This window comes from Roseomonas fluvialis, from assembly GCF_022846615.1.
In the GTDB taxonomy this organism is placed as follows: Bacteria; Pseudomonadota; Alphaproteobacteria; order Acetobacterales; family Acetobacteraceae; genus Neoroseomonas; species Neoroseomonas fluvialis.
In genome coordinates this window covers 3,057,813-3,076,890 of sequence record NZ_AP025637.1, presented here as the reverse complement: position 1 = coordinate 3,076,890, position 19,078 = coordinate 3,057,813, and the positions used below count along the sequence as shown (strand labels likewise).

General features: G+C 73.3%; 25 protein-coding genes. 6 read left to right on the top strand and 19 right to left on the bottom strand.

Going from position 1 to position 19,078, the window contains the following annotated elements; all coding sequences use genetic code 11:
• Positions 1-85: 85 nt before the first annotated feature.
• From MWM08_RS14935 to MWM08_RS14925, 3 genes are read right to left on the bottom strand one after another with little or no spacing between them, the layout of a single operon-like run.
• Positions 86-694 carry a nuclear transport factor 2 family protein gene (locus tag MWM08_RS14935; RefSeq protein WP_244407291.1) on the bottom strand — a complete coding sequence of 203 codons (609 nt, stop codon included), beginning with the start codon at positions 692-694 and terminating at the stop codon, positions 86-88.
• The gene (locus MWM08_RS14930; RefSeq protein WP_244407289.1) at positions 691-1,296 is read right to left on the bottom strand and encodes a nitroreductase family protein; all 606 of its coding nucleotides are present in this window, start codon (positions 1,294-1,296) and stop codon (positions 691-693) included. Before MWM08_RS14930 ends, MWM08_RS14935 begins: the two co-directional genes overlap by 4 nt.
• 7 nt (positions 1,297-1,303) lie before the next feature.
• Positions 1,304-2,272, bottom strand: coding sequence for a tripartite tricarboxylate transporter substrate-binding protein (locus MWM08_RS14925; RefSeq protein WP_244407287.1), 969 nt, complete (start codon positions 2,270-2,272; stop codon positions 1,304-1,306).
• A 186-nt stretch (positions 2,273-2,458) separates the two neighbouring features.
• Between MWM08_RS14925 and MWM08_RS14920 the strand changes: the two genes are divergently transcribed.
• Positions 2,459-3,154: an MgtC/SapB family protein gene (locus MWM08_RS14920; protein ID WP_244407285.1), complete on the top strand. Its 696-nt coding sequence runs from the start codon at positions 2,459-2,461 to the stop codon at positions 3,152-3,154.
• A 9-nt stretch (positions 3,155-3,163) separates the two neighbouring features.
• On the opposite strand, the gene MWM08_RS14915 is transcribed toward MWM08_RS14920, so the two are convergent.
• The 12 genes from MWM08_RS14915 to MWM08_RS14860 all read right to left on the bottom strand — a co-directional run bounded on the left by MWM08_RS14915 (position 3,164) and on the right by MWM08_RS14860 (position 11,327).
• Entirely contained in the window at positions 3,164-3,502 is a 339-nt protein-coding gene (locus MWM08_RS14915) for a DUF1937 family protein (protein ID WP_244407283.1), read from the bottom strand.
• Positions 3,502-4,134, bottom strand: a complete 633-nt coding sequence (gene otnC, locus MWM08_RS14910) for a 3-oxo-tetronate 4-phosphate decarboxylase (RefSeq protein ID WP_244407281.1) — start codon at positions 4,132-4,134, stop codon at positions 3,502-3,504. The genes MWM08_RS14915 and otnC overlap by 1 nt, the downstream gene beginning before the upstream one ends.
• Positions 4,127-5,386, bottom strand: a complete 1,260-nt coding sequence (otnK, locus tag MWM08_RS14905) for a 3-oxo-tetronate kinase (RefSeq protein WP_244407279.1) — start codon at positions 5,384-5,386, stop codon at positions 4,127-4,129. Before otnK ends, otnC begins: the two co-directional genes overlap by 8 nt.
• A 12-nt stretch (positions 5,387-5,398) precedes the next feature.
• Positions 5,399-5,884, bottom strand: coding sequence for a cupin domain-containing protein (locus MWM08_RS14900; protein WP_244407277.1), 486 nt, complete (start codon positions 5,882-5,884; stop codon positions 5,399-5,401).
• Positions 5,885-5,896: 12 nt separating this feature from the next.
• Positions 5,897-6,772 carry a class I SAM-dependent methyltransferase gene (locus MWM08_RS14895; protein ID WP_244407275.1) on the bottom strand — a complete coding sequence of 292 codons (876 nt, stop codon included), beginning with the start codon at positions 6,770-6,772 and terminating at the stop codon, positions 5,897-5,899.
• On the bottom strand, positions 6,769-7,818 hold the full coding sequence (locus MWM08_RS14890; protein ID WP_244407273.1) for a glycosyltransferase family 4 protein: 1,050 nt from the start codon (positions 7,816-7,818) through the stop codon (positions 6,769-6,771). Before MWM08_RS14890 ends, MWM08_RS14895 begins: the two co-directional genes overlap by 4 nt.
• Entirely contained in the window at positions 7,815-8,219 is a 405-nt protein-coding gene (locus tag MWM08_RS14885; protein ID WP_244407271.1) for a 6-pyruvoyl trahydropterin synthase family protein, read from the bottom strand. The genes MWM08_RS14890 and MWM08_RS14885 overlap by 4 nt, the downstream gene beginning before the upstream one ends.
• A 52-nt stretch (positions 8,220-8,271) precedes the next feature.
• Positions 8,272-8,433 carry a hypothetical protein gene (locus MWM08_RS14880; protein ID WP_244407269.1) on the bottom strand — a complete coding sequence of 54 codons (162 nt, stop codon included), beginning with the start codon at positions 8,431-8,433 and terminating at the stop codon, positions 8,272-8,274.
• 61 nt (positions 8,434-8,494) lie between these two features.
• Positions 8,495-9,469, bottom strand: a complete 975-nt coding sequence (locus MWM08_RS14875) for a zinc-dependent alcohol dehydrogenase (protein ID WP_244407268.1) — start codon at positions 9,467-9,469, stop codon at positions 8,495-8,497.
• Positions 9,466-10,245: a RibD family protein gene (locus MWM08_RS14870; protein ID WP_244407266.1), complete on the bottom strand. Its 780-nt coding sequence runs from the start codon at positions 10,243-10,245 to the stop codon at positions 9,466-9,468. The genes MWM08_RS14875 and MWM08_RS14870 overlap by 4 nt, the downstream gene beginning before the upstream one ends.
• A gap of 42 nt (positions 10,246-10,287) precedes the next feature.
• The gene (locus tag MWM08_RS14865) at positions 10,288-10,818 is read right to left on the bottom strand and encodes a hypothetical protein (protein ID WP_244407264.1); all 531 of its coding nucleotides are present in this window, start codon (positions 10,816-10,818) and stop codon (positions 10,288-10,290) included.
• Complete coding sequence (locus MWM08_RS14860) at positions 10,800-11,327, bottom strand: hypothetical protein (protein WP_244407262.1); 528 nt, start codon at positions 11,325-11,327, stop codon at positions 10,800-10,802. The genes MWM08_RS14865 and MWM08_RS14860 overlap by 19 nt, the downstream gene beginning before the upstream one ends.
• A gap of 82 nt (positions 11,328-11,409) precedes the next feature.
• Between MWM08_RS14860 and MWM08_RS14855 the strand changes: the two genes are divergently transcribed.
• Positions 11,410-12,675: a hypothetical protein gene (locus MWM08_RS14855; protein WP_244407260.1), complete on the top strand. Its 1,266-nt coding sequence runs from the start codon at positions 11,410-11,412 to the stop codon at positions 12,673-12,675.
• A 503-nt stretch (positions 12,676-13,178) separates the two neighbouring features.
• Positions 13,179-14,468 carry a hypothetical protein gene (locus MWM08_RS14850; RefSeq protein ID WP_244407258.1) on the top strand — a complete coding sequence of 430 codons (1,290 nt, stop codon included), beginning with the start codon at positions 13,179-13,181 and terminating at the stop codon, positions 14,466-14,468.
• Positions 14,469-14,475: 7 nt separating this feature from the next.
• On the opposite strand, the gene MWM08_RS14845 is transcribed toward MWM08_RS14850, so the two are convergent.
• Genes MWM08_RS14845 through MWM08_RS14835 form a run of 3 tightly spaced genes read right to left on the bottom strand, consistent with a single transcriptional unit; the run spans position 14,476 to position 16,362 of the window.
• Positions 14,476-14,874, bottom strand: a complete 399-nt coding sequence (locus MWM08_RS14845; protein ID WP_244407256.1) for a hypothetical protein — start codon at positions 14,872-14,874, stop codon at positions 14,476-14,478.
• Positions 14,871-15,212 (bottom strand): rod-binding protein, encoded by a 342-nt coding sequence (locus MWM08_RS14840; RefSeq protein WP_244407254.1) that lies wholly within the window; start codon positions 15,210-15,212, stop codon positions 14,871-14,873. The genes MWM08_RS14845 and MWM08_RS14840 overlap by 4 nt, the downstream gene beginning before the upstream one ends.
• 58 nt (positions 15,213-15,270) lie before the next feature.
• Positions 15,271-16,362 (bottom strand): flagellar basal body P-ring protein FlgI, encoded by a 1,092-nt coding sequence (locus MWM08_RS14835; RefSeq protein ID WP_244459969.1) that lies wholly within the window; start codon positions 16,360-16,362, stop codon positions 15,271-15,273.
• A gap of 275 nt (positions 16,363-16,637) precedes the next feature.
• Between MWM08_RS14835 and MWM08_RS14830 the strand changes: the two genes are divergently transcribed.
• The 3 genes from MWM08_RS14830 to MWM08_RS14820 all read left to right on the top strand — a co-directional run bounded on the left by MWM08_RS14830 (position 16,638) and on the right by MWM08_RS14820 (position 18,317).
• Entirely contained in the window at positions 16,638-17,060 is a 423-nt protein-coding gene (locus tag MWM08_RS14830; protein WP_244407252.1) for a flagellar assembly protein FliX, read from the top strand.
• A 142-nt stretch (positions 17,061-17,202) separates the two neighbouring features.
• Positions 17,203-17,619, top strand: coding sequence for an RNA polymerase-binding protein DksA (gene dksA, locus MWM08_RS14825; RefSeq protein WP_244407250.1), 417 nt, complete (start codon positions 17,203-17,205; stop codon positions 17,617-17,619).
• 143 nt (positions 17,620-17,762) lie between these two features.
• Positions 17,763-18,317, top strand: coding sequence for a hypothetical protein (locus MWM08_RS14820; RefSeq protein ID WP_244407248.1), 555 nt, complete (start codon positions 17,763-17,765; stop codon positions 18,315-18,317).
• Positions 18,318-18,333: 16 nt separating this feature from the next.
• On the opposite strand, the gene MWM08_RS14815 is transcribed toward MWM08_RS14820, so the two are convergent.
• The gene (locus tag MWM08_RS14815) at positions 18,334-19,041 is read right to left on the bottom strand and encodes an SOS response-associated peptidase (protein WP_244407246.1); all 708 of its coding nucleotides are present in this window, start codon (positions 19,039-19,041) and stop codon (positions 18,334-18,336) included.
• Positions 19,042-19,078 lie beyond the last annotated feature (37 nt).

The window sequence follows — 19,078 nt, the reverse complement described above, 5'->3', positions numbered from 1 at the left end:
GTTCCAAGAGCCGTCAGCGCTTGGTGGGGTGCGAAGCACTGCTTCGCGGTGTGGAGAGGGCAGGGCGCCTTTCCAACGCGCACCCTCACCGGTCCAGCACTTCCCCCGCGAGCCATCGCGCGCCCGAGGCGTAGAGCGCCGTCACCTCCGGCCCCGACAGGCCGGGCATGTCGCGCTTCACCTGGTAGCCGATGCGCGTCTGGATATAGGCGAGGTGGCGGTAGCCTTCGGGGAATTGCGCGAGGAGCGCGGGGTCCAGCACCGGCGCGGTGCCGGGGGTGACAGCGTCCATGCGGTCCTTTTCGTAGATCGGCTGGCGCAGCACCACGGCCCAGCGGCCGTTCCGCTTTTCGCAGAAATCGTAGAAGCGCCCGGTGCAGACCACGTCGACCAGCACGCCTTCGGCCTGCGCGCGCTGGCTGATCGTCATCTTGGTCTGCACGATGGCGCGCGTGCCGGCGAGATCGACGCTGGTGCCGCCCAGGAAGTGCAGGATGCGCACGCCGCGTTCGAAGCCGGCGCGGGAGACCTTGATGAACTCACTGGCGGGGCCCTGGAACCAGGTGGCCATCATGCGGGCGTCGTCGTGCCAGCAGGTGGCGAAGCGGTCCCAGTCGCCGGCGTCGCGCCAGACGGCCCAGTCCTGCACCAGCTTGCGCAAGGCCAGGTCGTCGAGGAGGGCTGCGTCGGTCATGCGGGCGACCCCATCGCGCCCCATGCGCCCATATGGGCGAATTCCGCGATCGGCTTGCGGGCGCGCGGCGCGGTCTCGCGCGCGGCCAGCGCCTCGGGCAGGGCAGCGGCCGGGCCGGGGTAGCCGAGCGTGATCGCCGCCATCGGTTCGAAGCCTTCCGGAATGGCGAAGGCGGCGCGTGCGGCGGCGGCGTCGAAGCCGGCCATCTGATGCGCCTGCAGGCCGAGGGCTGCGGCCTGCGCCGCCAGGTTCGCGGTCGCCTGGCCGAGGTCGTAGGCCGCATGGCGGTTGGGCTTGCCGGAGGCGGCGAAGATGCTGCGCGCGACAGCCAGCATCAGCACCGGCGCACGCCCGGCCCAGCCCTGGTTGTTGGGCGACAGGCAGGCCAGCAGCTTCGCGTGCGCGTCGGCTTCCTCCGTCTTGCGCGTGACCAGGTAGGTCCAGGGCTGTTCGTTGATGCAGGAGGCCGCCCAGCGCGCGGCTTCCAGGCATTGCGCGAGTGCGGCCGCGGGTACGGCGCGGTCTTCGTAGGAACGCGGGCTCCAGCGCGCGGCGAGTGCCGGTTCGATTGGGTGCGCGGTGGGGGCGGTGCGGTCGGTCATGCGGGGGCTACTCCTGCTGGGGAATGCCGGCGCTGGCGACCAGGGCGCGCCAGCGGGCGATGTCGCGGCGGATCACGGCGCCGGCGGTGGCGGTGTCGGAGCCGACCGGGGTCAGGCCCATGTCGCGCATGCGCGCCGACAGGTCGGCGTCTGCCAAGGCGCGCGCCGTCTCGGCCTGGATGCGCGCGACCGCGGCGGGTGGGATGCCAGCCGGAAATCCGATGGTGAACCAGGTGGCCAGGTCGAATTCGGCGAGGCCGGATTCGCGCATGGTCGGCACGTCCGGCAGGCCGGCGAAGCGCTCGGCGGTCGACAGCGCGATGGCGCGGGCTTCGCCGGCGCGGACCTGGCCGATCACGGCGGCCAGGGTTTCGACCACCAGCTGCACGTCGCCCTGGCGCAGCGCCAGCACCGCGGCGGGCGTGCCGCGATACGGCACGTGCGTGAGGGTAACGCCGGCCATGGCCTGGAAGGCCTCGGCCACGAAGTGCTGCGTCGAGCCGATGCCGACGGACGCCACGTTCAGCCCGCCCGGAATGGCGCGCGCGGCGGCAATGAGCGCGGCCACCGACGACAGCGGCCCGCCCGGCGGGGTGAGGAACACCAGCGGCATGGTCGCCACCTGCGTGACCGGCACCACGTCGACCAGCGGGTCGTAGGGCAGCCGGCGGAAGGTCGCGGCGGTCACGGCGAAGGCGTTGTTGAGCATCATCATGGTGCGCCCGTCCGGGCGCGCGCGGGCGAGCGCCTCGGCGGCCAGCGTGCCGCCGGCGCCGGGCCGGTTCTCGACCACCACGGGCTGGCCCAGCGCGGCGGCGAAGGGCGGGGCGAGCAGGCGGGCGACGATGTCGGTGGTGCCGCCGGGCGCGAAGCCCTGGATGAAGCGGACCGGGCCATCGGGCGCCCAGGCACCCTGCGCGCGGGCGGGCAAGGCGGCGAGCGTCGCGGCGGCGAGCACGGTGCGGCGTGTCGGCATGGCAGGGCTTCCCTTGTCCTGGCGCGCCTCACGGCGCGACCCTTGTCCCGGCGCGCCTGTGGGCGCGACCTTGCGTCTCCCGCGCGCCGTCTCGCGCGGCGGCACCGCCGGGTCAAGTCGCGCCGTCGCCGTGGGCCTTGCGCCGGCACGGCCCGGCGCGGTGAAGTCACGGCGCGGAGGCACCCGATGCTGGACCAGGAAGACGCCGCGCTGCGGTTGGTGGTGGCGCTATTGCTCGGGGCCGCGATCGGCATCGAGAGGCAATACCGCCAGCGTGCGGCGGGGCTGCGCACCAACGCGCTGGTCTCGCTCGGGGCGGCGGCCTTCGCGCTGGTGGGGTTCTCGATGGCGAACGAGGCGAGCCCGTCGCGCATGGCCGCGCAGGTGGTCTCGGGCATCGGCTTCCTGGGTGCGGGCGCGATCATGCGCGAGGGGCTGAACGTGAAGGGCCTCAACACCGCGGCGACGCTGTGGTGCGCGGCGGCGGTGGGGGTTGCCTGCGGCGCGGCGCAGTTCGGCCTGGCGGTGGCGACGGCGGCGCTGATCATCGTGGTGAACCTGGTGGTGCGCCCGATCGTGCGGCTGATCGACCGCGTGCCGGATTCGGGGGCGGAGGCGGAGCGCGCCTTCCGCATCACCGCGACCTGCCTGGCGGAGAGCGAGGCGACGATCCGCGGGCTGCTGGTCAAGCAGATCGCGCTCGGCGAGGTCCGGCTGCTGCGCCTCGACAGCGAGGACCTGGACGTGCCCGGGCGCGTGGCGCTGAGCGCGCGCGTGGTGGCGGCGGGCGATGCGCCGGCGGTGCTCGAGCGCATCATCGGGCGGATGAGCGTGGAGCCGGCGGTCACGCGGATCGGCTGGTCCGAGGAAGCGCCGGAGTAGCGGGCGGGGTCAGCGCGCCGGCGGAATCTCGTCCAGCGCGCGGAACACCGGCTTGCCGGCGGCCTGGAAGCGGGCGAGTTCTGCGTCCGCGCCGTGGCTGTCGCCCGGCAGGCGCAGGATGGCGTCGCAGCGTTCGGCGAGCGCGAGGCTGAGCGGCTGCATCACCTCTGCGTAGGCGTCGTGTTCGGCGGCGGCGATCACGGGCAGCGCCATGTTCACGCCGATCACGGGCGTGTGGCCCAGGCGGAACACCGCGAGTGCCGCCCGGTTCATCGCGGCGAGGCGCGCGGCGCGGGTGGGTGCGTCGGCGCCGCCCGAGGCATACGGCCCGGCGACCATGATCCACATCAGCCGAAGGTGGCGAGCAGGTCGTCCACCTGCGCGGGTGTCAGTTCGCGCGCGCCGGCACCGCGCAGCAGAAGCGCGAGGCGGGCGGCTTCCTCCAGTTCCTCGGCGGCGTGGACGGCGTCTTCCAGCGTGCGGCCCGACACGACCGGGCCGTGGTTGGCGAGCAGTACGGCCTTGGCGGATTTCGCGGCGTCGTGGATGTCGGCTTCCATCGCGCCATCGCCGGGGCGGTAGTAGCGGATCACCGGCAGCGCGCGGCCGATACGCATGACGAAGTACGGGGTCAGCGGCGGGATGGGCGCGGCGGTGCCGGGTTCCGCCAGGCAGCCGATGGCGGTGGCATGCGTCGAATGCAGGTGGACCACCGCGCCCGCATCCGGCCGCGCGGTCAGCACCGCGCGGTGCATGAAGACCTCCTTCGAGGGCTTGTCGCCGCCGATATGCGACCAGTCGGGTGCCAGCTTGCTGATCCGCGCGGGGTCGAGCCGGCCGAGGCAGGAATTGGTCGGCGTCATCAGGTAGCCATCGGGCAGGCGTACCGAGATGTTGCCCGCCGTGCCGACACTGTAGCCGCGGGCGAACAGCGAGGCGCCGAGCATGGCGAGTTGCGCGCGGAGCGCGGCCTCATCCATGGCTGAACGCCTTCAGGAAGAAGTCGCGCGCGCCGAAATTGCCGGACTTCAGCGCGAGGTGCAGGCCGGTGGGGTTGGCGTAGGTCCAGGGTACGCCGGGGTCGATCTCGGGGCCGATGCGCAGCGATGTGACGCCGAGGCGCTGCACCACGGCGCCGGAGGTTTCGCCGCCGGCCACGACAAGCCGGCCGACGCCGCGCGCGACGAGGCCTTCAGCGATGGTCGCGACCGCGTCCTCGACCAGCGCGCCGGCGGCTTCGCGCCCCAGCTTCGCCTGCAGGGCGGCGACCTTCTCGGGCGTGGCGGAGGCGGCGATCACCACCGGGCGGTCGGCCGTCAGCTTGCCCTCGACCCAGGCCAGCGCCTGCGACGCCAGCGCGGCGGCATCCGGCGTGGCCAGCGCATCCAGTTCCAGCACCGGTGCATGGTCCCGCGCGAGGCCGATCTGCCCGAGGGTTGCGCGCGAGCACGACCCGGCGACCACCGCCGCGAAGCCCTGCATCGGCGGAAGTGTGTCGGCATCCGCGCGCGCGGGCAGCAGGCCGGCGCGACGGAAGTTCTCCGGCAGGCCCATCGCCACGCCCGATCCGCCGGAGACCAGCGCGTGGGGTGCCACGGCCTCGCCGATCGCCATCAGGTGCGCATCCGTCACGGCGTCCACGATCGCCCAGCGGCGGCCGGAATCGACCAGGCGCGTCATCTCGCGCCGGATCGGGCCGACGCCCTGTTCCACCACGCCGAAGGGCACCAGCCCGACGCCGCCGGAGGTCTGGCGCGCCAGCACGCGCACCAGGTTCGCATCCGTCATGGGCGTGAGGGGGTGGTTCTCCATGCCGCTCTCGTCCAGCAGCGCGCCACCGACGAACAGGTGGCCGAGGTAGATCGTGCGGCCGTTGGTGGGGAAGGCGGGGCAGGCGATGGCGAAGCCGGACCCGAGCCGCTTCAGCAGCGCATCGCCGACCGGGCCGATATTGCCTTCATCGGTGCTGTCGAAGGTGGAGCAGTATTTCCAGAACACCTGCTTCGCGCCCGCCGCGACCAGCGCATCGCAGGCCGCGAGCGACTGCGCCACCGCATCGCCCACCGGCGCCGTGCGCGTCTTCAGCGCAATGATCACCGCATCGGCTTCCGGGAGCGGGCCATCGGGCACGCCGATCACCTGCACGGCGGACATGCCGCCCTTGACCAGCGTATTCGCGAGGTCGGTCGCGCCGGTGAAGTCATCCGCGATGCAGCCGAGCAGCAGGGGCATGGTCGCCCTCCTTCAGAAAACCGGCGTGCCGTCCTTGCGGTAGTACACGCTGCGCCCGTCCGGGCCGGGGCGGATGTCGAGGTCGTCGTCGGGGTAGATCACGCGCTCGAACGTCGTGCGGTCGCCCACTTCGAGGTAGATGCAGTCGGCGGTGCCGCGATTGACCAGGTTGTGCGCATCCCAGGTGCCGGCGGGGAAGCCGGCGCACATGCCGGCGCTGAGCGCGGTTTCGCCGGCGTCCGTCACGAGCGTGCAGGCGCCTTCGACGATGTAGACGAATTCGTCCTGCTTCTCATGCGCGTGGCGTAGCGAGGAGGCCGCGCCGGGTGGCAGGCGCACGATGTTCACGCCGAAATTCTGCAGCCCGAACAGGTCGCCCAGCGTGCGCTTTTCGCGCCCGCCGATCTTGGCGACCAGGTCGGCCGGGTAGCCCGAGGGCTTGGCGCGCGGCGGCACCTGCATGGCGGTCACGGCAATCGGGCGCGGCGTGTCGGGCATGGTGGCCTTCCTTCAGCCTGGCGGCAGGGCGAGCACGTCCTGGTGGCCGATGCGCACGCTCAGCAGGCCATCGGCGGCCTGGGCGCGGCGGGCGTCGATCCAGTCCTCGATGCGCCAGGCGTCGCGGCGTTCCCAGGCCATGGCGGCGCTGCCGTGGCCGGTTGCGATCTCCTGCGCGAACAGCCGCGACCGGCGGTCGATTACCCAGTCGGAGGCCGCGCGGTGCACCGTGTAGCCATGGGCGGCGAAGGCTTCGGCAATCGCATCGGGGGCGGCGGGGCCGAGGGCGATGCCGCCGAAGCCCTTGTCGCGCCGCTGGTCGCGGCGGAAGCCGCGCATCACCAGCGCGTCGCCGGGATAGGGCGGGTTGAAGCGCTCGCGCCCCGTCACGTTCAGCGCGGCGTAGAAGGGCAGGCGGCGGCGTGCACACGCCGCGGCCATCGCGTCGACCCAGTCGCGCGAGACGAGGTCGCACAGCGCGGTGTTCACCACGGCATCGACGCGGTCGAGCGGCAGGTTCGCCGGCGCCAGCACCAGGTTCGCGATCAGCCCTTCCACGCGCCAGGCGCCTTCGGGCGAATGCACCAGCAGGGTCTTGCGGCCGGGGAAGGTCGCGGCCCAGCCCACGGCATCGGCGCGTTCGGCGATGGTGTCGAAGGCACGTTCAATCAGCTCGGGATCGGCGTCGACCAGCGTCCAGGCCTGGGCGCGGCCGATGAAGTGGCCGAGCCAGCGCAGCAGGGACCCGGTGCCGGCGCCGAGGTCCAGCACCCGCGGGCGGGCGGGCAGGGCGGCGGCCAGCATGGCGGCGAGGCCCGGGTCGCGCGCCGCGGCGTCGTAGGGTTCGCGCAGGTCGAGCCAGTCGCCGTCGAATGCCTCGGCCTTCATGCTGCCAGCGCCTTGTCGAGTTCGGCGCGGAAGGCGCTCGCACGGTCGGTCCAGCGCGGCAGCGCCTGGCCGCCGCGCCAGGAGGCCTCGGCCATTTCGGCGCGCAGGCCCGCATCGAAGATCGGCCGGCGCATGCCCTTGGACAGCGACATCACGTCATCGACCGGGGAGACGATGGCCGACCCGGGCGCGACCACCTCGGCGATGGCGCCGCCGGCGGTGATGGCCAGCGGCAGGCCGCGCGCCATGGCTTCCGCCGCCGCCATGCCGTAGCCCTCCCAGCGGGTCGCGAGCGCGAAGAGGTCGGCGCGCTGGTACAGCGCCTCGAGCGCCGGGCCGTCCACTTCGCCGGCGAAGGTGACGCGCCGGGCGATCCCGAGCTCCTCGGCCAGCGCGCGCAGGCCCTGCGCGTGGGTGGCGTCGCGGCTGTCGTCGCCGGCGATGGTCAGCGACCATTCGAGGTCCGTGAGCCGTTCCAGGGCACGCAGCAGCACGTCATGCCCCTTGCGCGGCACCAGCGTGCCGACCGAAAGGATCGCGCAGCCCGGCCCGCCGGAGCCCGCCGCGCGGGGCGCTTCCTCGGTCCCGGGTTCCACCACGCCGATGCGCCCGGCATCGGTGCCGAAATCATCCGGCAGGCGGCGCGCCGTGAGCGGCGATGTGCAGACCAGCCGCGCGCAGGCGGCGAACAGCGCACGTTCCTTCGCCTTCAGCACGGTGCGCGTGGCTTCATCCGCGCCGTGTTCCAGCGCGGTCGGGTGATGGATCAGCGCGACCGCACGCCGCGCCGAGAGTTCCTGCGCCAGCGGCAGGAAGGATGGCAGGCCAAGCCCGTCGATGACGATGCGCGCATCCGCCGGCAGGGCGTGCAGCGCGGCCCGCGCGCCTTCGGTCGCGGCCTCGTCCGGGGCGGGGTGCTGGCCGGGCAGTTCGACGACCTCGACCGCCTCGCCGAGCGCGCGCAGCCCCTCGACCATGCGGCGGTCGTAGATGTAGCCGCCCGAGATCGCGTCGAAGGGCGCGGGGACGAGGAGATGGATGGTCAAGCCGCCGGTGCCCCTTCATAGGCCGCCCAGGCGATGTGGCTTTCCTTCAGCAGCACCTTGAGGCCCGTGACCGCGCGCCCGCCATCGCCGAGCAGGCCTTCGGCCAGTGCCGCCGACAGCATCCTGTGGATGTAGGCGCACAGGAATTCGGTGGTGGTGTTCTGCCCGGCGAATTGCGGTTCGGCATCGAGGTTGCGGTAGTCGAAGGTATCCAGGATTTTTCGCAGTTCGACCTTTGCCGCGGCGATGTCCACCAGCAGGTTGAGGCGATCCAGGCCGGGGGCGCGGAATTCCGCCTCCACCACCATGGTGGCGCCGTGCAGGCGCTGGGCCGGGCCGAATTCCTCCCCGCGGAAGGAATGGGCGATCATGACGTGGTCGACGACGGTGAGGCTGTACATGCGGGTCTTGTAGCGCCGGCGCGCGCCGCCGTCACCGCGCCTGTGCGGGTGGCTATCCGCGCACGAAGAACCAAACGCCGGCCATCGCGACGACGACCAGTAGCAGGGACCAGAACAGCATGTAGCGCAGGATGCCGGGCGTGGTGCCGCCCCGCACGGCGGTCGTGTCGTTGAGCCGGTTTCCGCGCGCCGGCGCCTTCTCCTGTTCCGCCATGCCTGCCTGCCCCAATCGCGTGTGCCAGGATCAACGCCGGCGGGCCGCGCGGGTTGCAGGGTCAGTCGTAGAGCACCAGCGGGCACAGCGGCGGCACCTCGCCCGGCGGCGGGTTCAGCAGCGCGGGCATCGCGGCGGGAAGGTCGTCGAAGCGCGTGGCGGGGCCGACCAGGGCATCCAGCGCGGGGTCGGCCAGCAGCGACAAGGCGAGGGCCATGCGCTGGCCATGCGTGCGCCGGCCGCGCATGGCCGGCGCCACCGCGCCGACCTGGGTCGAGACGATCGACAGGCGCTTGCTGTGGAAGGCCTCGCCCAGCGGCAGCGTCGCCTCGCGGTCGCCGAACCAGGAGGCTTCGACGATGCGTGCCTCGAAGGCGCAGAGTTCGAGCGCGCGCCGCAGGCCGGACGGCGCGGCGGAGGCATGGACAACCAGGTCGCGTTCGCCCGGCGCGTCCTCGGGGGCGCAGAAGGCGGCGCCGAGGGCTTCCGCCACGGCGCGGCGGCGCGGGTCGATGTCGCAGATGGTCACGTCGCTGCCCGGGATGCGCGCGAGCAGGTGCGCGACCAGCAGCCCGACCACGCCCGCGCCAATGACCAGCGCGCGCTCGCCCACCAGCGGGCGGGCATCCCACAGCACGTTGACCGCGGTTTCCATGTTGGCGGCGAGCACGGCGCGGTGGTCGGGCACGCTGTCTGGGATGGGCACGCACATGGCGGCGGGGGCGAGGAAGCGGTCCTGGTGCGGATGCAGCACGAACACGCGGCTGCCGGCCTGCGCGCCGTCCTCGATGATGCCGACGGCGCTGTAGCCGTACTTCACGGGGAAGGGGAAATCGCCGGCCTGCAGCGGGCATCGCATGGCGGCGTGCTGGGATTCGGGGACGCGCCCGGAAAACACCAGGCGTTCGGTGCCGCGCGAGATGCCCGACGCCCGCGCGCGCACCAGCGCCTGGTCGGGTGCACGGGGGGGCAGGGATTCCGGGCGGATCTCGCAGCGGTTGGGTGCCACGGTCCAGAGCGCGCGGGCCTCGGTCATGGCGTGCTGGCTCCGGGCCTTGCGCGGTCCACCGCGATGTCGAGCAGGATGTCCGGCGCGATGTCGTGCACCGTCCAGGCGAAGCGCAGCCCGTCGGCGATGCGCGGCACCTCGGGCAGGGTGAAGGCCGGGATGCCGGAGCCCAGCAGCACCGGCGCCACCGTGACATGCAGCCGGTCTAGGCAGCCGGCGGCGAGGAAGCGCGAGACCGTCAGGCCGCCGCCCTCGACGAAGATGCGCGTGAGGCCCCGCGCGGCCAGGGCGCGCAGCAGGGAGTCCGGGGCGATGCCGCCGGTGGCTTCGCGCGGCAGGCGCAGGACCTCGGCGGTGCCGTGGGTGTCGGGGCCCGGTGCGTCGGCCGCGCAGGCCAGCAGCGTGGGCGGGCCGTCGCGGAACACGGTGTGGTCCGGGCCGAGCCGGCGGTCGGTGTCGATCACCACGCGCACCGGGTCGGGGCCTGGCACTTCGCGCGTGGTCAGGCGCGGGTCGTCGTGGCGCACGGTGCCCGCACCCACCACGACGGCGTGACACAGGGCGCGCAGGCGGTGGGTGTGCAGGATATCACCCGGGCCGTCGATCCATTGACTGGACCCGCTGGCGGTGGCGATGCGCCCGTCCAGCGTCTGGGCCAGGCGGCCGATGACGCGGCAGCCGTCTGGGGCGACCGGGGGCGCCAGGATGGGGCCGAATAGGGGGGCATGCGCGCCGGCGGCCGGTGCGCCGTCACGCGCGGGCAGCAGCGCGGTCCAGTCGGGGTCGAGGGGCTTCGCATCCATCGCGGCGCGTCATGCCCGAAGCGCGGCGGGGGCGCCAGCGCCTCAGGGCCGCCCGAGGCCGATCGGCAGCACCGCGACCACCGCTTCCGCCAGCAGCCCCGCCACGATCGGCAGGGGCGCGGCGGCGATCAGCCGGATCGCGACGAAGCGCCAGCCCAGCACGGGATATTCCCAGGTCAGGATCCGGTGCAGCGCGAAGATCGACCAGCCGGTGATGAGCGCTGCCATCTGTGGCACGCCGGCGCCGGCCTTCGCGAAGGCCAGCACCAGCGGGAAGGTCACGAAGGGCCCGCCCGGCATCAGCCCGCCCGCCAGCGAGGCGACGACGATGCCGCTGGTGCCGGACTCCGGCCCGATCCAGGTGACCGCGGCATCGGCCGGGATGAGTTCCGCGAGGAACGCCGCCATCGGCAGCGCCACGGCGAAGATCGGCAGGATCTTCACCAGACCCTGGCCGGTATCGACGACCGCGCGCCGCGCCACCCCTGGCCCGCGCCGCAGGCACACCCCGAGAGCGATGAGCGCGACGGCCGCGAGGAACAGCTGCGCGCCGGTCACTTCGGCGGCACCCACGCGATCGGCAGGCGGCGCGCCACCCAGCCCGCCAGCATCGGCATGGGCAGCGTGACCAGTGTGCGCATGATCGCGAAGTCGGGCCCGAGCAGCGGCATCTCGTAGACCAGCAGCTTCTGGAAGCCGTTCAGCGCCCAGGACAGGATATAGGCGACCAGCGCGCCGCGATCCGCCCCGGCACCGGCCAGCACCAGCACCAGCGGGAAGGCGGCCATGGGCCCGCCGGGCGTGAGCGCGCCTGCCAGCGTCGCGACCGCGAGGCCGAACCAGCCGCTTTCGGCCCCCATCCAGCGCGCCAGCGCGCCGGGCGAGATCAGTTGGCGCAGGGCCGCCGCCAGCAGCAGGCCGGCGAGCAGCGACGGCGCGATGAACAGGAACAGGTCCCACGCATGCACCAGCGCGGTGCCGACCGCGGGCGCGCCGTCGCGCCGCCACAGCGCGGCTGCGGCCGCGACCCCGATGGCGGCAATGACCATCAGGGAGGCGTGGCGTCGGAGGAAGGCGATCACGCGCGCAACCTGCGCCGCCGGCCGTCGGTCGGCAAGCGGGCCCCGATGGACAGCCGCGCGGCCAGTCGTTACCCCGCGCCGCATGACCGAGGATCCAGCGCTGCAGGATGCGCCGCACCGCATCGCCGCGGCGCTTGCGCGGATGCGCATCGTGGTGCCGGAGGGCCTGCGCGTGGGTGCGCTGTTCCAGGAGGCACGCCACCTGGCCGGGCGGGCCGCGCGTGAGCCCGACCCGGCGGCAGCGGTCATCCTCGCGCCCTTCGCGCCGCTGTCGGTGATGCACGATGCTGCGGCCACGGCCCGCCTGTTCGATGGCCCGCCCGAGGTGCTCGACGCCATCCGTGCCGGGCGCGGCCTGGCGGTGGTGGATGGCGCGAACGAGGGTCGGCCGCTGCGCGCGGTCGTGCGCGCGGGCCATGTGGCGAACCTGCATGCCGGCCTGGCCGCCGCCGGCCTGCCGCCCGAGCGGGTGGTCTGGGTCCAGCAGAACCGTGTGCTGGCGCCGGCCTATGCGGCGTATTGCGCGGAGCAGGGCATCGCGCCGATGCGCGTCGTGGTCGCGCATTCCCATGCGGGCGTGCTGTGGCGCCGGCTGGGGCGCGGGCCCACGCCGGGCTGGCGCCTGGGCTTCGCGGCCGAGCATGACGGGCCGCGCAGGCATCGCTGGGTGTGCCTGAACTACAACCTGCGCCCGCACCGCGCGCTGCTGGTGGCCTGGCTGCTCGACCGGCCGGAGCCCGGCTTCCTGTCCTTTTCCGCGACGCGGGAGACGCATCTGCGCACCCGCGAGGGCCGCCTGCTTGCCGGCGTGGCGGCGCTCGACCCGGCCGACCCGGACGGGGCGCGGGCGGCGGTGCGCCGGCTGATGGACTCTCGCCTGCACCACGGCAGCGACATTGACGGCTTCGCCAGCCCGAGCGAGCGCGTCTACAGCCTGCCCGTCGAGGACGTCGCGGCGGCGGAGCTGTTCATCGTCACCGAGACCGAGATGGAAGGCCCGGACATGCTGCGCTGGACCGAGAAGACGCTGAAGGCGATCGGCTCGGGCCTGCCGGTGGTGGTGTTCGGCAATGCCGGCGTGGTGGCGGCGCTCGAGGCGCTGGGCTTCGACCTGCTGCGCGACCTGGTGGACCATGGCTACGATGCCGAGCCCGAGCCGGCACGCCGCTTCGCCGCCGCGCGCGATTCGGTGGCACGCTTCCTGGCACGGCCGCCGGGCTTCACGCCGGCGGAACTGGCGCGGCTGCGGGCGGCGAGCGCACACAACCGCGCGGCCTTCGACCGCGCGCTGCCGCAGGATTCGCTGGTCGCGCCGATCGAGGCGATTGCCGCTCTGGCGGGCGGCTGAGGGTGGTTCAGGCGCGGACAGCGTCAGCGCCGGCGGTCGCGCCACCGGCGCGGCCGGACGGCACTTTGCCTTGCATCCCCGCGGCTCGCTTCGCCGCTGCCGGTGAGTCGGTAGCGCGCTTCCTGGCGCACGCGCCGATCTTCACGCCCACCGACACGGCGCGGCTGCGGCCGCAAAATGTGGCGGGCATAGCCAAGTCGCTCCCGCGTGACGCCCTGTTCGCGCCGTCGCGGAATAACTGCGCCCGGCGTCGGCCGCGTAGAGGCTGCTCTACGTGCGCGAGTGCCGGGATGAGCTCTGCCGCCCGAATCGCCACCTGCCGAAACGCACCGTCGCGCTGGCTGCGCACGCACCACGACTGCGCCCGCCAGGGCGGCGACGACCGGCAGGGAGCCATGGCGTCGGAGGCGCGGGCATAGCCGTGGCCGACTGCGCCGCGCGGATGCTGCAGGCAGGTGCGTGACGCGGTACGCTGTCCACCCCACCGCAGGGGCAATGCGCGAATGTCGAATGCCCTCCATGATGCGCCGCCGCTGCCGCCGTGGCTGCAGCCGAAGATCGCGGCGCTGGCGCGCGACCTGGCCGGATTCGACGCCATCGTGCCGCAAGGGATGTTGGCATCGCCGCTGCTGCGCATGCTGGGGGACCTCGCGGCGAAGCTGCCGGGCGGCACGCCATCCTGCGCGACAGCCGATGCGCCGCCCATCGTGTCCGCCTTCGCGCCCCTCGTCCTGCTGGCGGACGGCGACGCCGTGGCCCGCGTGACCGGCATGCCGGAGGAGAAGCTGCGGACGCTGCGGGCGGGGCGGGGGCTCGTGGTGTTCGATGGCTCCAACGAGGGCCGGGTGTTCGCCCGTCAGTACGTGGCGAACATCCATCGGGCTCTAGAGGCACACGGCATTCCGGCCGGGCGCGCCGTCTGGATCCAGCAGAACCAGCGCCTCGAGCGGGTCTATGTGGCGCGGTTCGGCCGCCCGGGCAGTGCGCCACTGCGCATCCTGTCGGGCCACATGCATGCCGCCGAGATGTGGCGCGGCCTGGTCGGGCATCGCAAGCTGCATTGGCGCTTCGGCTTCGCGCTGGAACCACAGGGGCCGCGGCGGCACCGCTGGATCTGCCTGAACAACAACCTGCGGCCGCATCGCGCGCTGCTGGTGACCTGGCTGCTCGGGCGTCGCGAGCCAGGCTTCCTGTCGTTCTCGGCGGCGCAGGAGTTGCGTGTGCGGGTGGACCGAGCGCGCCTGCTGCAAGCCGTCAGGAGGTTTGCGCCCGACGAACCGGACGCGGCGTGCAGGGCGGTCGAGCGGCTGCTCGATAAGGGCGAGCACCATTCGAGCGACATCGACACCTTCACGAGTCCGGACGAGCGCATCTACACACTGCCGGTCGCCGAGGTTGCGGCCGCCGAGTTGTTCATCGTGACCGAAACCGAGATGGCCAACCCAGGCCTGCTGCGCTGGACCGAGAAGACGCTGAAGGCGATCGGCTCCGGCCTGCCGATCGTGGTCTTCGGCAATCCCGGCGTGATCGCGGCGCTGCGACGCATCGGCTTCGACCTGCTCGATGACCTGGTCGACCACACCTATGATTCCGTGCTGATGCCATCCCGCCGCTTCGCCGCGGCGAAGGCGGCCGTAGAGCGTTTCCTGGCCCGGCCGCCCGGCTTCACGGCAGCGGAGATGGCGCGGCTGCACGCGGCCTCGGTGCACAACCGGCGGATCTTTCTGCACGCCATCCTGCGCCATTCGCTGCTCAACCCGCTGGAACGGCTGGTGGAGGCGGCGCGCGGCTGAGGACGCTTCAGGCACGCGCGGACAGGGCGAGCGCCGGCGGGCGCGCGACCGGCGCGCGGCCGGCCGGCGCATAGCCCTGCACCTGCGTGCGCGGCAGCGCGGCGCCGGCGATGGTCTCGATCACGCGCGACTGCAGTGCGACGGCGCGTTCCAGCAGGCGGCGATTCTCCCGGCCCAGTTCGTCGAGCCGCGCGGCCAGCAGCGCGGCCGCCTGGCGCACCGGGCCCTCGGGCGCCTGGCCGTGCTTCGTCTGCGCGGCATAGGCGGCGGCGAAGGCGTCCGAGGCGGCGATCTTGGGGCCGGCCAGGCGCGCGGCGCGCGGCAGGTCGAGCGCGGCGAGCGCGTCGTTCTCGGCGCGCAGCGCCTCCGCCAGGCGGTGGCCGGCCAGGATCAGGGCATCGATCATGGGGTGGTCTCTCCCGTATTGGGTTGGGTGGCGGCGGCGCGCATGCGGTGCATCTCCCGCAGCACGAGGTCGGACAGGCCGAGGCCCGCACCGGCGCGCGTGGCGGCCTGGGCATAGGCATCGACCAGCATGGGCTGCCACTGCGCCTCGGCCGCGCCGCCGCCGTAGCGGCTGCGCGAGAAATCCACCGTGGCGAAGACCGGCTGCAGCAGCATGGCGAAGGCCTGCGCCTCGAAGGCCTGGGCGGCGCGGCGCATGGCTGCGTCGTTGCCGGCGGCGGCGGGGGCCTGCAGGGCGCGCGGCGGCGGTGCGGCGGCGGCGGCGGGCAGGGCGGTCATGCGCGGTAGTGCTGCGGGCGGTGCGCCGGGCGGGCGCGGGTCGGGGCGGTGGTCACCATCAGCGGACCTCGAGCTCCGCCTGCAGCGCGCCAGCGGCCTTGATCGCCTGCAGGATTGTGATGAGGTCGCGCGGGCCCACGCCCAGGCTGTTCAGACCGCGGACCAGGTCCTGCAGCGTGACCGATTGCGGCAGCACGCCGAGCCGCCGGTTGGACTGGTCGTCGACCTCGACGCTGGTGCGCGGCACGACCACCGTCTCGCCGCCCGCCAGCGCGTTGGGCTGGCTGACCTGCGGCGTTTCCGTCACGCGGATGGTGAGGTTGCCCTGCGCGATCGCCACGGTGGACACCCGCACGTTGGACCCCATGACGATGGTGCCGGAGGCCTCGTCGATGACGACGCGGGCGATCTGGTCGGGGGTGACGCGCAGCTGTTCGATGGCCGAGAGGAAGCTGACCGGGTTGCGCCCGCCCAGGCTGACCGTGACAGTGCGCGAATCGGTGGCGGCGGCGAGTTCACCGCGCTGGTTGCGGTTGATCGCGTCGGCGATGCGGCGCGCGGTGGTGAGGTCGGGGTTGCGCAGCGACAGCCGCACGCGGTCGCGCCCGGCCAGCGCGAAGGGCACCTCGCGTTCCACGATGGCGCCGTTGGCGATGCGCCCGGAGGTCGGCACCCCGCGCGTGACGGACGCCCCCGCGCCGCGCGCGCTGATCGCACCGGTGGCGACCGCGCCCTGCGCGACCGCATAGACCTCCCCGTCCGCGCCGAGCAAGGGGGTGACCAGCAGCGTGCCGCCCGTGAGGTTCGTGGCATCGCCCAGGGCCGACACCGAGATGTCGATGCGCGACCCCGGCCGTGCGAAGGGCGGCAGGTTGGCGGTGACCATCACGGCGGCGACGTTGCGCGTATCCAGCTGGCGTTCCTGGTCGCGAGTGTTGACGCCGAGGCGTTCCAGCATGCCCACCAGCGACTGCCGGGTGAACACCGCGCTGCGCAGCCTGTCCCCGGTGCCGTTCAGTCCGACCACCAGGCCGTAGCCGACCAGCTGGTTGTCGCGCACACCCTCGACGTCCGCGATGTCCTTGATGCGGACCTCCTGGCCCGCGGCGGGCAGGGCGATGGCGGCGAGCAGCAGGGCGGCGGCCAGCATCCGCACCAGGCCCGGCACCGTGAACGCCATCTTCGTCCTCGCGTAAGCATTGGTGGCCAAGATGCGTCTCCCGCACGCCGCCGGCGCGGCGCGGTTGCCCGGCGCGCGCCCCGGCATCCGGGCCCGGCGGCGCCGGGGATGCGGGGCGGTGCGGGTGGTTCGGGGCGGACAGGGCAAGCGCCGTGCCAGGGCCAGAGCCGGGCGGGCGGCGGGCAGGGCGGCAGGGCTTGCCGGGTGGGCGGCGGAGCCTGCCGGCAGGAGGAAGGAGAGGACGCATGCAGCCGATTCGCGGCCCCGGAGGCAGCACCACGATCCGCGCCGGGCGCGCGGTACGCGGCGCCGCGGGCGGGTTCCGCATCGATGCCGGCGCGACCGAGGCCGAGGGCGCGCAGGCCGCCGAGCGCCCGGCCGCGGCATCGGCGATCGGCCTGCTGGCGCTACAGGAAACCGCCCCGGCCGCCGAGCGCGATGCGCGCGCGCGCCGCCGCGCGGATGCCATGCTGGATGAGCTTTCCGCCCTGCAGCGCGACCTGCTGCGCGGGCGCGCCGACCCCGCGCGGCTGCGCCGGCTGGCCGACCTCACGCAGGGGGAGACGGCGGCCGATCCGGCCCTGGCGGAGGCGGTTGCCGCGATTTCCCTGCGCGTGCGGATCGAGCTCGCGCGGCGCGAGAGCGCAGGTTTTCTGTCATCAGACTGAAAACCACGCTGTTTCAGGGATTTGTCGCCGAACCCCCCTTTTCTTTACGGCAGGGGCGCGTCTATGTTCCGCCCGCTTTGAACGGGGGTATCGGGCTGCCGCGGTGGAGGCGGCCCGGGCCTTGCGCCGGGGGATTGGACTGATGCTCGTGACGCTGCCGCCCGATTATCGCCCCTCGGATACCGAGGACTTCATGAACCCGGTGCAGCTGGAATACTTCCGGCAGAAGCTGTTGCGATGGCGCCAGGACCTGCTGCGCGAGGCGGGCGAGACGCTCTCCTCCCTCTCCGAAGGCGGCATCGCCGAACCGGACCTCACGGACCGCGCCTCCGTCGAGACCGACCGGGCGCTGGAACTGCGGACCCGGGACCGCGCGCGCAAGCTGATCAGCAAGATCGACCAGGCGCTGGATCGCATCGAGACCGGCACCTACGGCTATTGCGAGGAAAGCGGCGAGCCGATCGGCCTGCGCCGGCTGGAAGCGCGCCCGATCGCGACCATGAGCATCGAGGCGCAGGAGCGCCACGAGCGGATGGAGCGCGTCCACCGCGACGACTGAGCATGACGGTCGGTCGGGCGCCGTATGGCCCGATGACGGTGATCGACATCACGGTCACGTCGGCTGGAATTCTGCTTCGTCCCGGCGGCTGAGAAGCCGCTGCCGCCACCGCGTCGTTGGCGCGCGCCACGGCGGGGGACCCGATGGACACGCTGTACCGGACAACGTGGTCGGGCGAGGGCTGCGTGGCGATCGCGGCGCAGGTCTTCGGCATCGCCATGGCCGCCGTCGGCGGCGCGGCCGTGGTCGTCGCCCTGATCCTTTGGGCGTCGCTGCGACGCAAGCCCGGCAGCGCGCGCATGTTGCGCTGGCCGCTCGCCGCAGCCGGCACGGTCATTCTCGGCGTCATCGTGTTCTCGGTGCTCGACGGGCGCACCACGCACCGCATCCTGGTCGGCGGCGACAGCCTGGTCTTCGAGGGGTGCGACGGCCTGCGCGCGTTCCGCCAGGCGGTCGCCTTCGACACCATCACCGGCATCGGGCACCGGACGCGGCACGGGGGCGGAAGGTCGGCGACGCTGCATGACGAGGTGGCGATGTCGGTGCGCGGCTCCGACGCGATCCTGGTCATCCCGCTGTCGACCGACGCCGCGACGCTCGACCGCGCCGTGCTGCGCCGCCTGGTGCCGCCGCGCGTCATCGAGGCCTGGCGCGGTTCGCTCGCGCAGCGGGGCCTCACGCTGCCGCTGGACGATTGACCAGGGCGGGCGCGGATCAGCCGAGCGTCGGCGGCGCGTCGTCCAGCCCAGCCGGCGCCACGGCCAGCGCGTCGCGCGCGATCAGCCCCGCATCATCCTCCTTCACGCGGCCGACGCGCGCATCGACCGGCCAGAAGGCGAGCAGCGCATCCTCGGCCGGCTTGAGCAACGCGGCGGGGTCCTCGCCCGCCAGCCAGTCGTCCCAGGCCTCGCGCGGCAGGATCACCGGCATGCGTTCGTGCAGCAGCGCCTGGCGGCCGGCGGCGGCACAGGTAACGATGGAATAGGTGCGCAGCCAGTCGCCATCGGGCTGCTTCCAGCCTTCCCACAAGCCCGCGCAGGCCATGGGTTCGCCGGATTTCAGCGAACAGGCGAAGGGCTGCTTGGCCTTTCCTTCCGTGCGCCATTCGTAGAAGCCGTCCATCGGCACCAGGCAGCGGCGTTTCGCGAAGGCGTCGCGGAAGGCGGGCTTTTCCGCGACGGTCTCGCCCCGAGCGTTCATCATGCGCGCGCCGCCGGTCGCATCCTTCGCCCAGCGCGGCACCAGGCCCCAGCGCAGCACATCAAGGTGCAACGCACCGGTTTCGGGATGGCGGCGCACCACCAGGCCGTCCTGCGTCGGCGCCTTGTTGAAGGATGGGATGAGGTTCGGCACCGCGTTCGTCGTGCCGAAGTAGCGCGCGATGTCGCCCGATCCACGCGCCTGGAAATATCGCCCGCACATTTGGTTTGTCCGCCGGGGAGGTTAGCCGCGACGCCAA

Coding starts and splice junctions, on each gene's coding strand:
- MWM08_RS14935 (WP_244407291.1), bottom strand. CDS start 694: ATGACCGACGCAGCCCTCCTCGACGACCTGGCCTTGCGCAAGCTGGTG.
- MWM08_RS14930 (WP_244407289.1), bottom strand. CDS start 1,296: ATGACCGACCGCACCGCCCCCACCGCGCACCCAATCGAACCGGCACTC.
- MWM08_RS14925 (WP_244407287.1), bottom strand. CDS start 2,272: ATGCCGACACGCCGCACCGTGCTCGCCGCCGCGACGCTCGCCGCCTTG.
- MWM08_RS14920 (WP_244407285.1), top strand. CDS start 2,459: ATGCTGGACCAGGAAGACGCCGCGCTGCGGTTGGTGGTGGCGCTATTG.
- MWM08_RS14915 (WP_244407283.1), bottom strand. CDS start 3,502: ATGTGGATCATGGTCGCCGGGCCGTATGCCTCGGGCGGCGCCGACGCA.
- otnC (WP_244407281.1), bottom strand. CDS start 4,134: ATGGATGAGGCCGCGCTCCGCGCGCAACTCGCCATGCTCGGCGCCTCG.
- otnK (WP_244407279.1), bottom strand. CDS start 5,386: ATGCCCCTGCTGCTCGGCTGCATCGCGGATGACTTCACCGGCGCGACC.
- MWM08_RS14900 (WP_244407277.1), bottom strand. CDS start 5,884: ATGCCCGACACGCCGCGCCCGATTGCCGTGACCGCCATGCAGGTGCCG.
- MWM08_RS14895 (WP_244407275.1), bottom strand. CDS start 6,772: ATGAAGGCCGAGGCATTCGACGGCGACTGGCTCGACCTGCGCGAACCC.
- MWM08_RS14885 (WP_244407271.1), bottom strand. CDS start 8,219: ATGTACAGCCTCACCGTCGTCGACCACGTCATGATCGCCCATTCCTTC.
- MWM08_RS14880 (WP_244407269.1), bottom strand. CDS start 8,433: ATGGCGGAACAGGAGAAGGCGCCGGCGCGCGGAAACCGGCTCAACGAC.
- MWM08_RS14875 (WP_244407268.1), bottom strand. CDS start 9,469: ATGACCGAGGCCCGCGCGCTCTGGACCGTGGCACCCAACCGCTGCGAG.
- MWM08_RS14870 (WP_244407266.1), bottom strand. CDS start 10,245: ATGGATGCGAAGCCCCTCGACCCCGACTGGACCGCGCTGCTGCCCGCG.
- MWM08_RS14855 (WP_244407260.1), top strand. CDS start 11,410: ATGACCGAGGATCCAGCGCTGCAGGATGCGCCGCACCGCATCGCCGCG.
- MWM08_RS14850 (WP_244407258.1), top strand. CDS start 13,179: ATGTCGAATGCCCTCCATGATGCGCCGCCGCTGCCGCCGTGGCTGCAG.
- MWM08_RS14845 (WP_244407256.1), bottom strand. CDS start 14,874: ATGATCGATGCCCTGATCCTGGCCGGCCACCGCCTGGCGGAGGCGCTG.
- MWM08_RS14840 (WP_244407254.1), bottom strand. CDS start 15,212: ATGACCGCCCTGCCCGCCGCCGCCGCCGCACCGCCGCCGCGCGCCCTG.
- MWM08_RS14835 (WP_244459969.1), bottom strand. CDS start 16,362: ATGCTGGCCGCCGCCCTGCTGCTCGCCGCCATCGCCCTGCCCGCCGCG.
- MWM08_RS14830 (WP_244407252.1), top strand. CDS start 16,638: ATGCAGCCGATTCGCGGCCCCGGAGGCAGCACCACGATCCGCGCCGGG.
- dksA (WP_244407250.1), top strand. CDS start 17,203: ATGCTCGTGACGCTGCCGCCCGATTATCGCCCCTCGGATACCGAGGAC.
- MWM08_RS14820 (WP_244407248.1), top strand. CDS start 17,763: ATGGACACGCTGTACCGGACAACGTGGTCGGGCGAGGGCTGCGTGGCG.
- MWM08_RS14815 (WP_244407246.1), bottom strand. CDS start 19,041: ATGTGCGGGCGATATTTCCAGGCGCGTGGATCGGGCGACATCGCGCGC.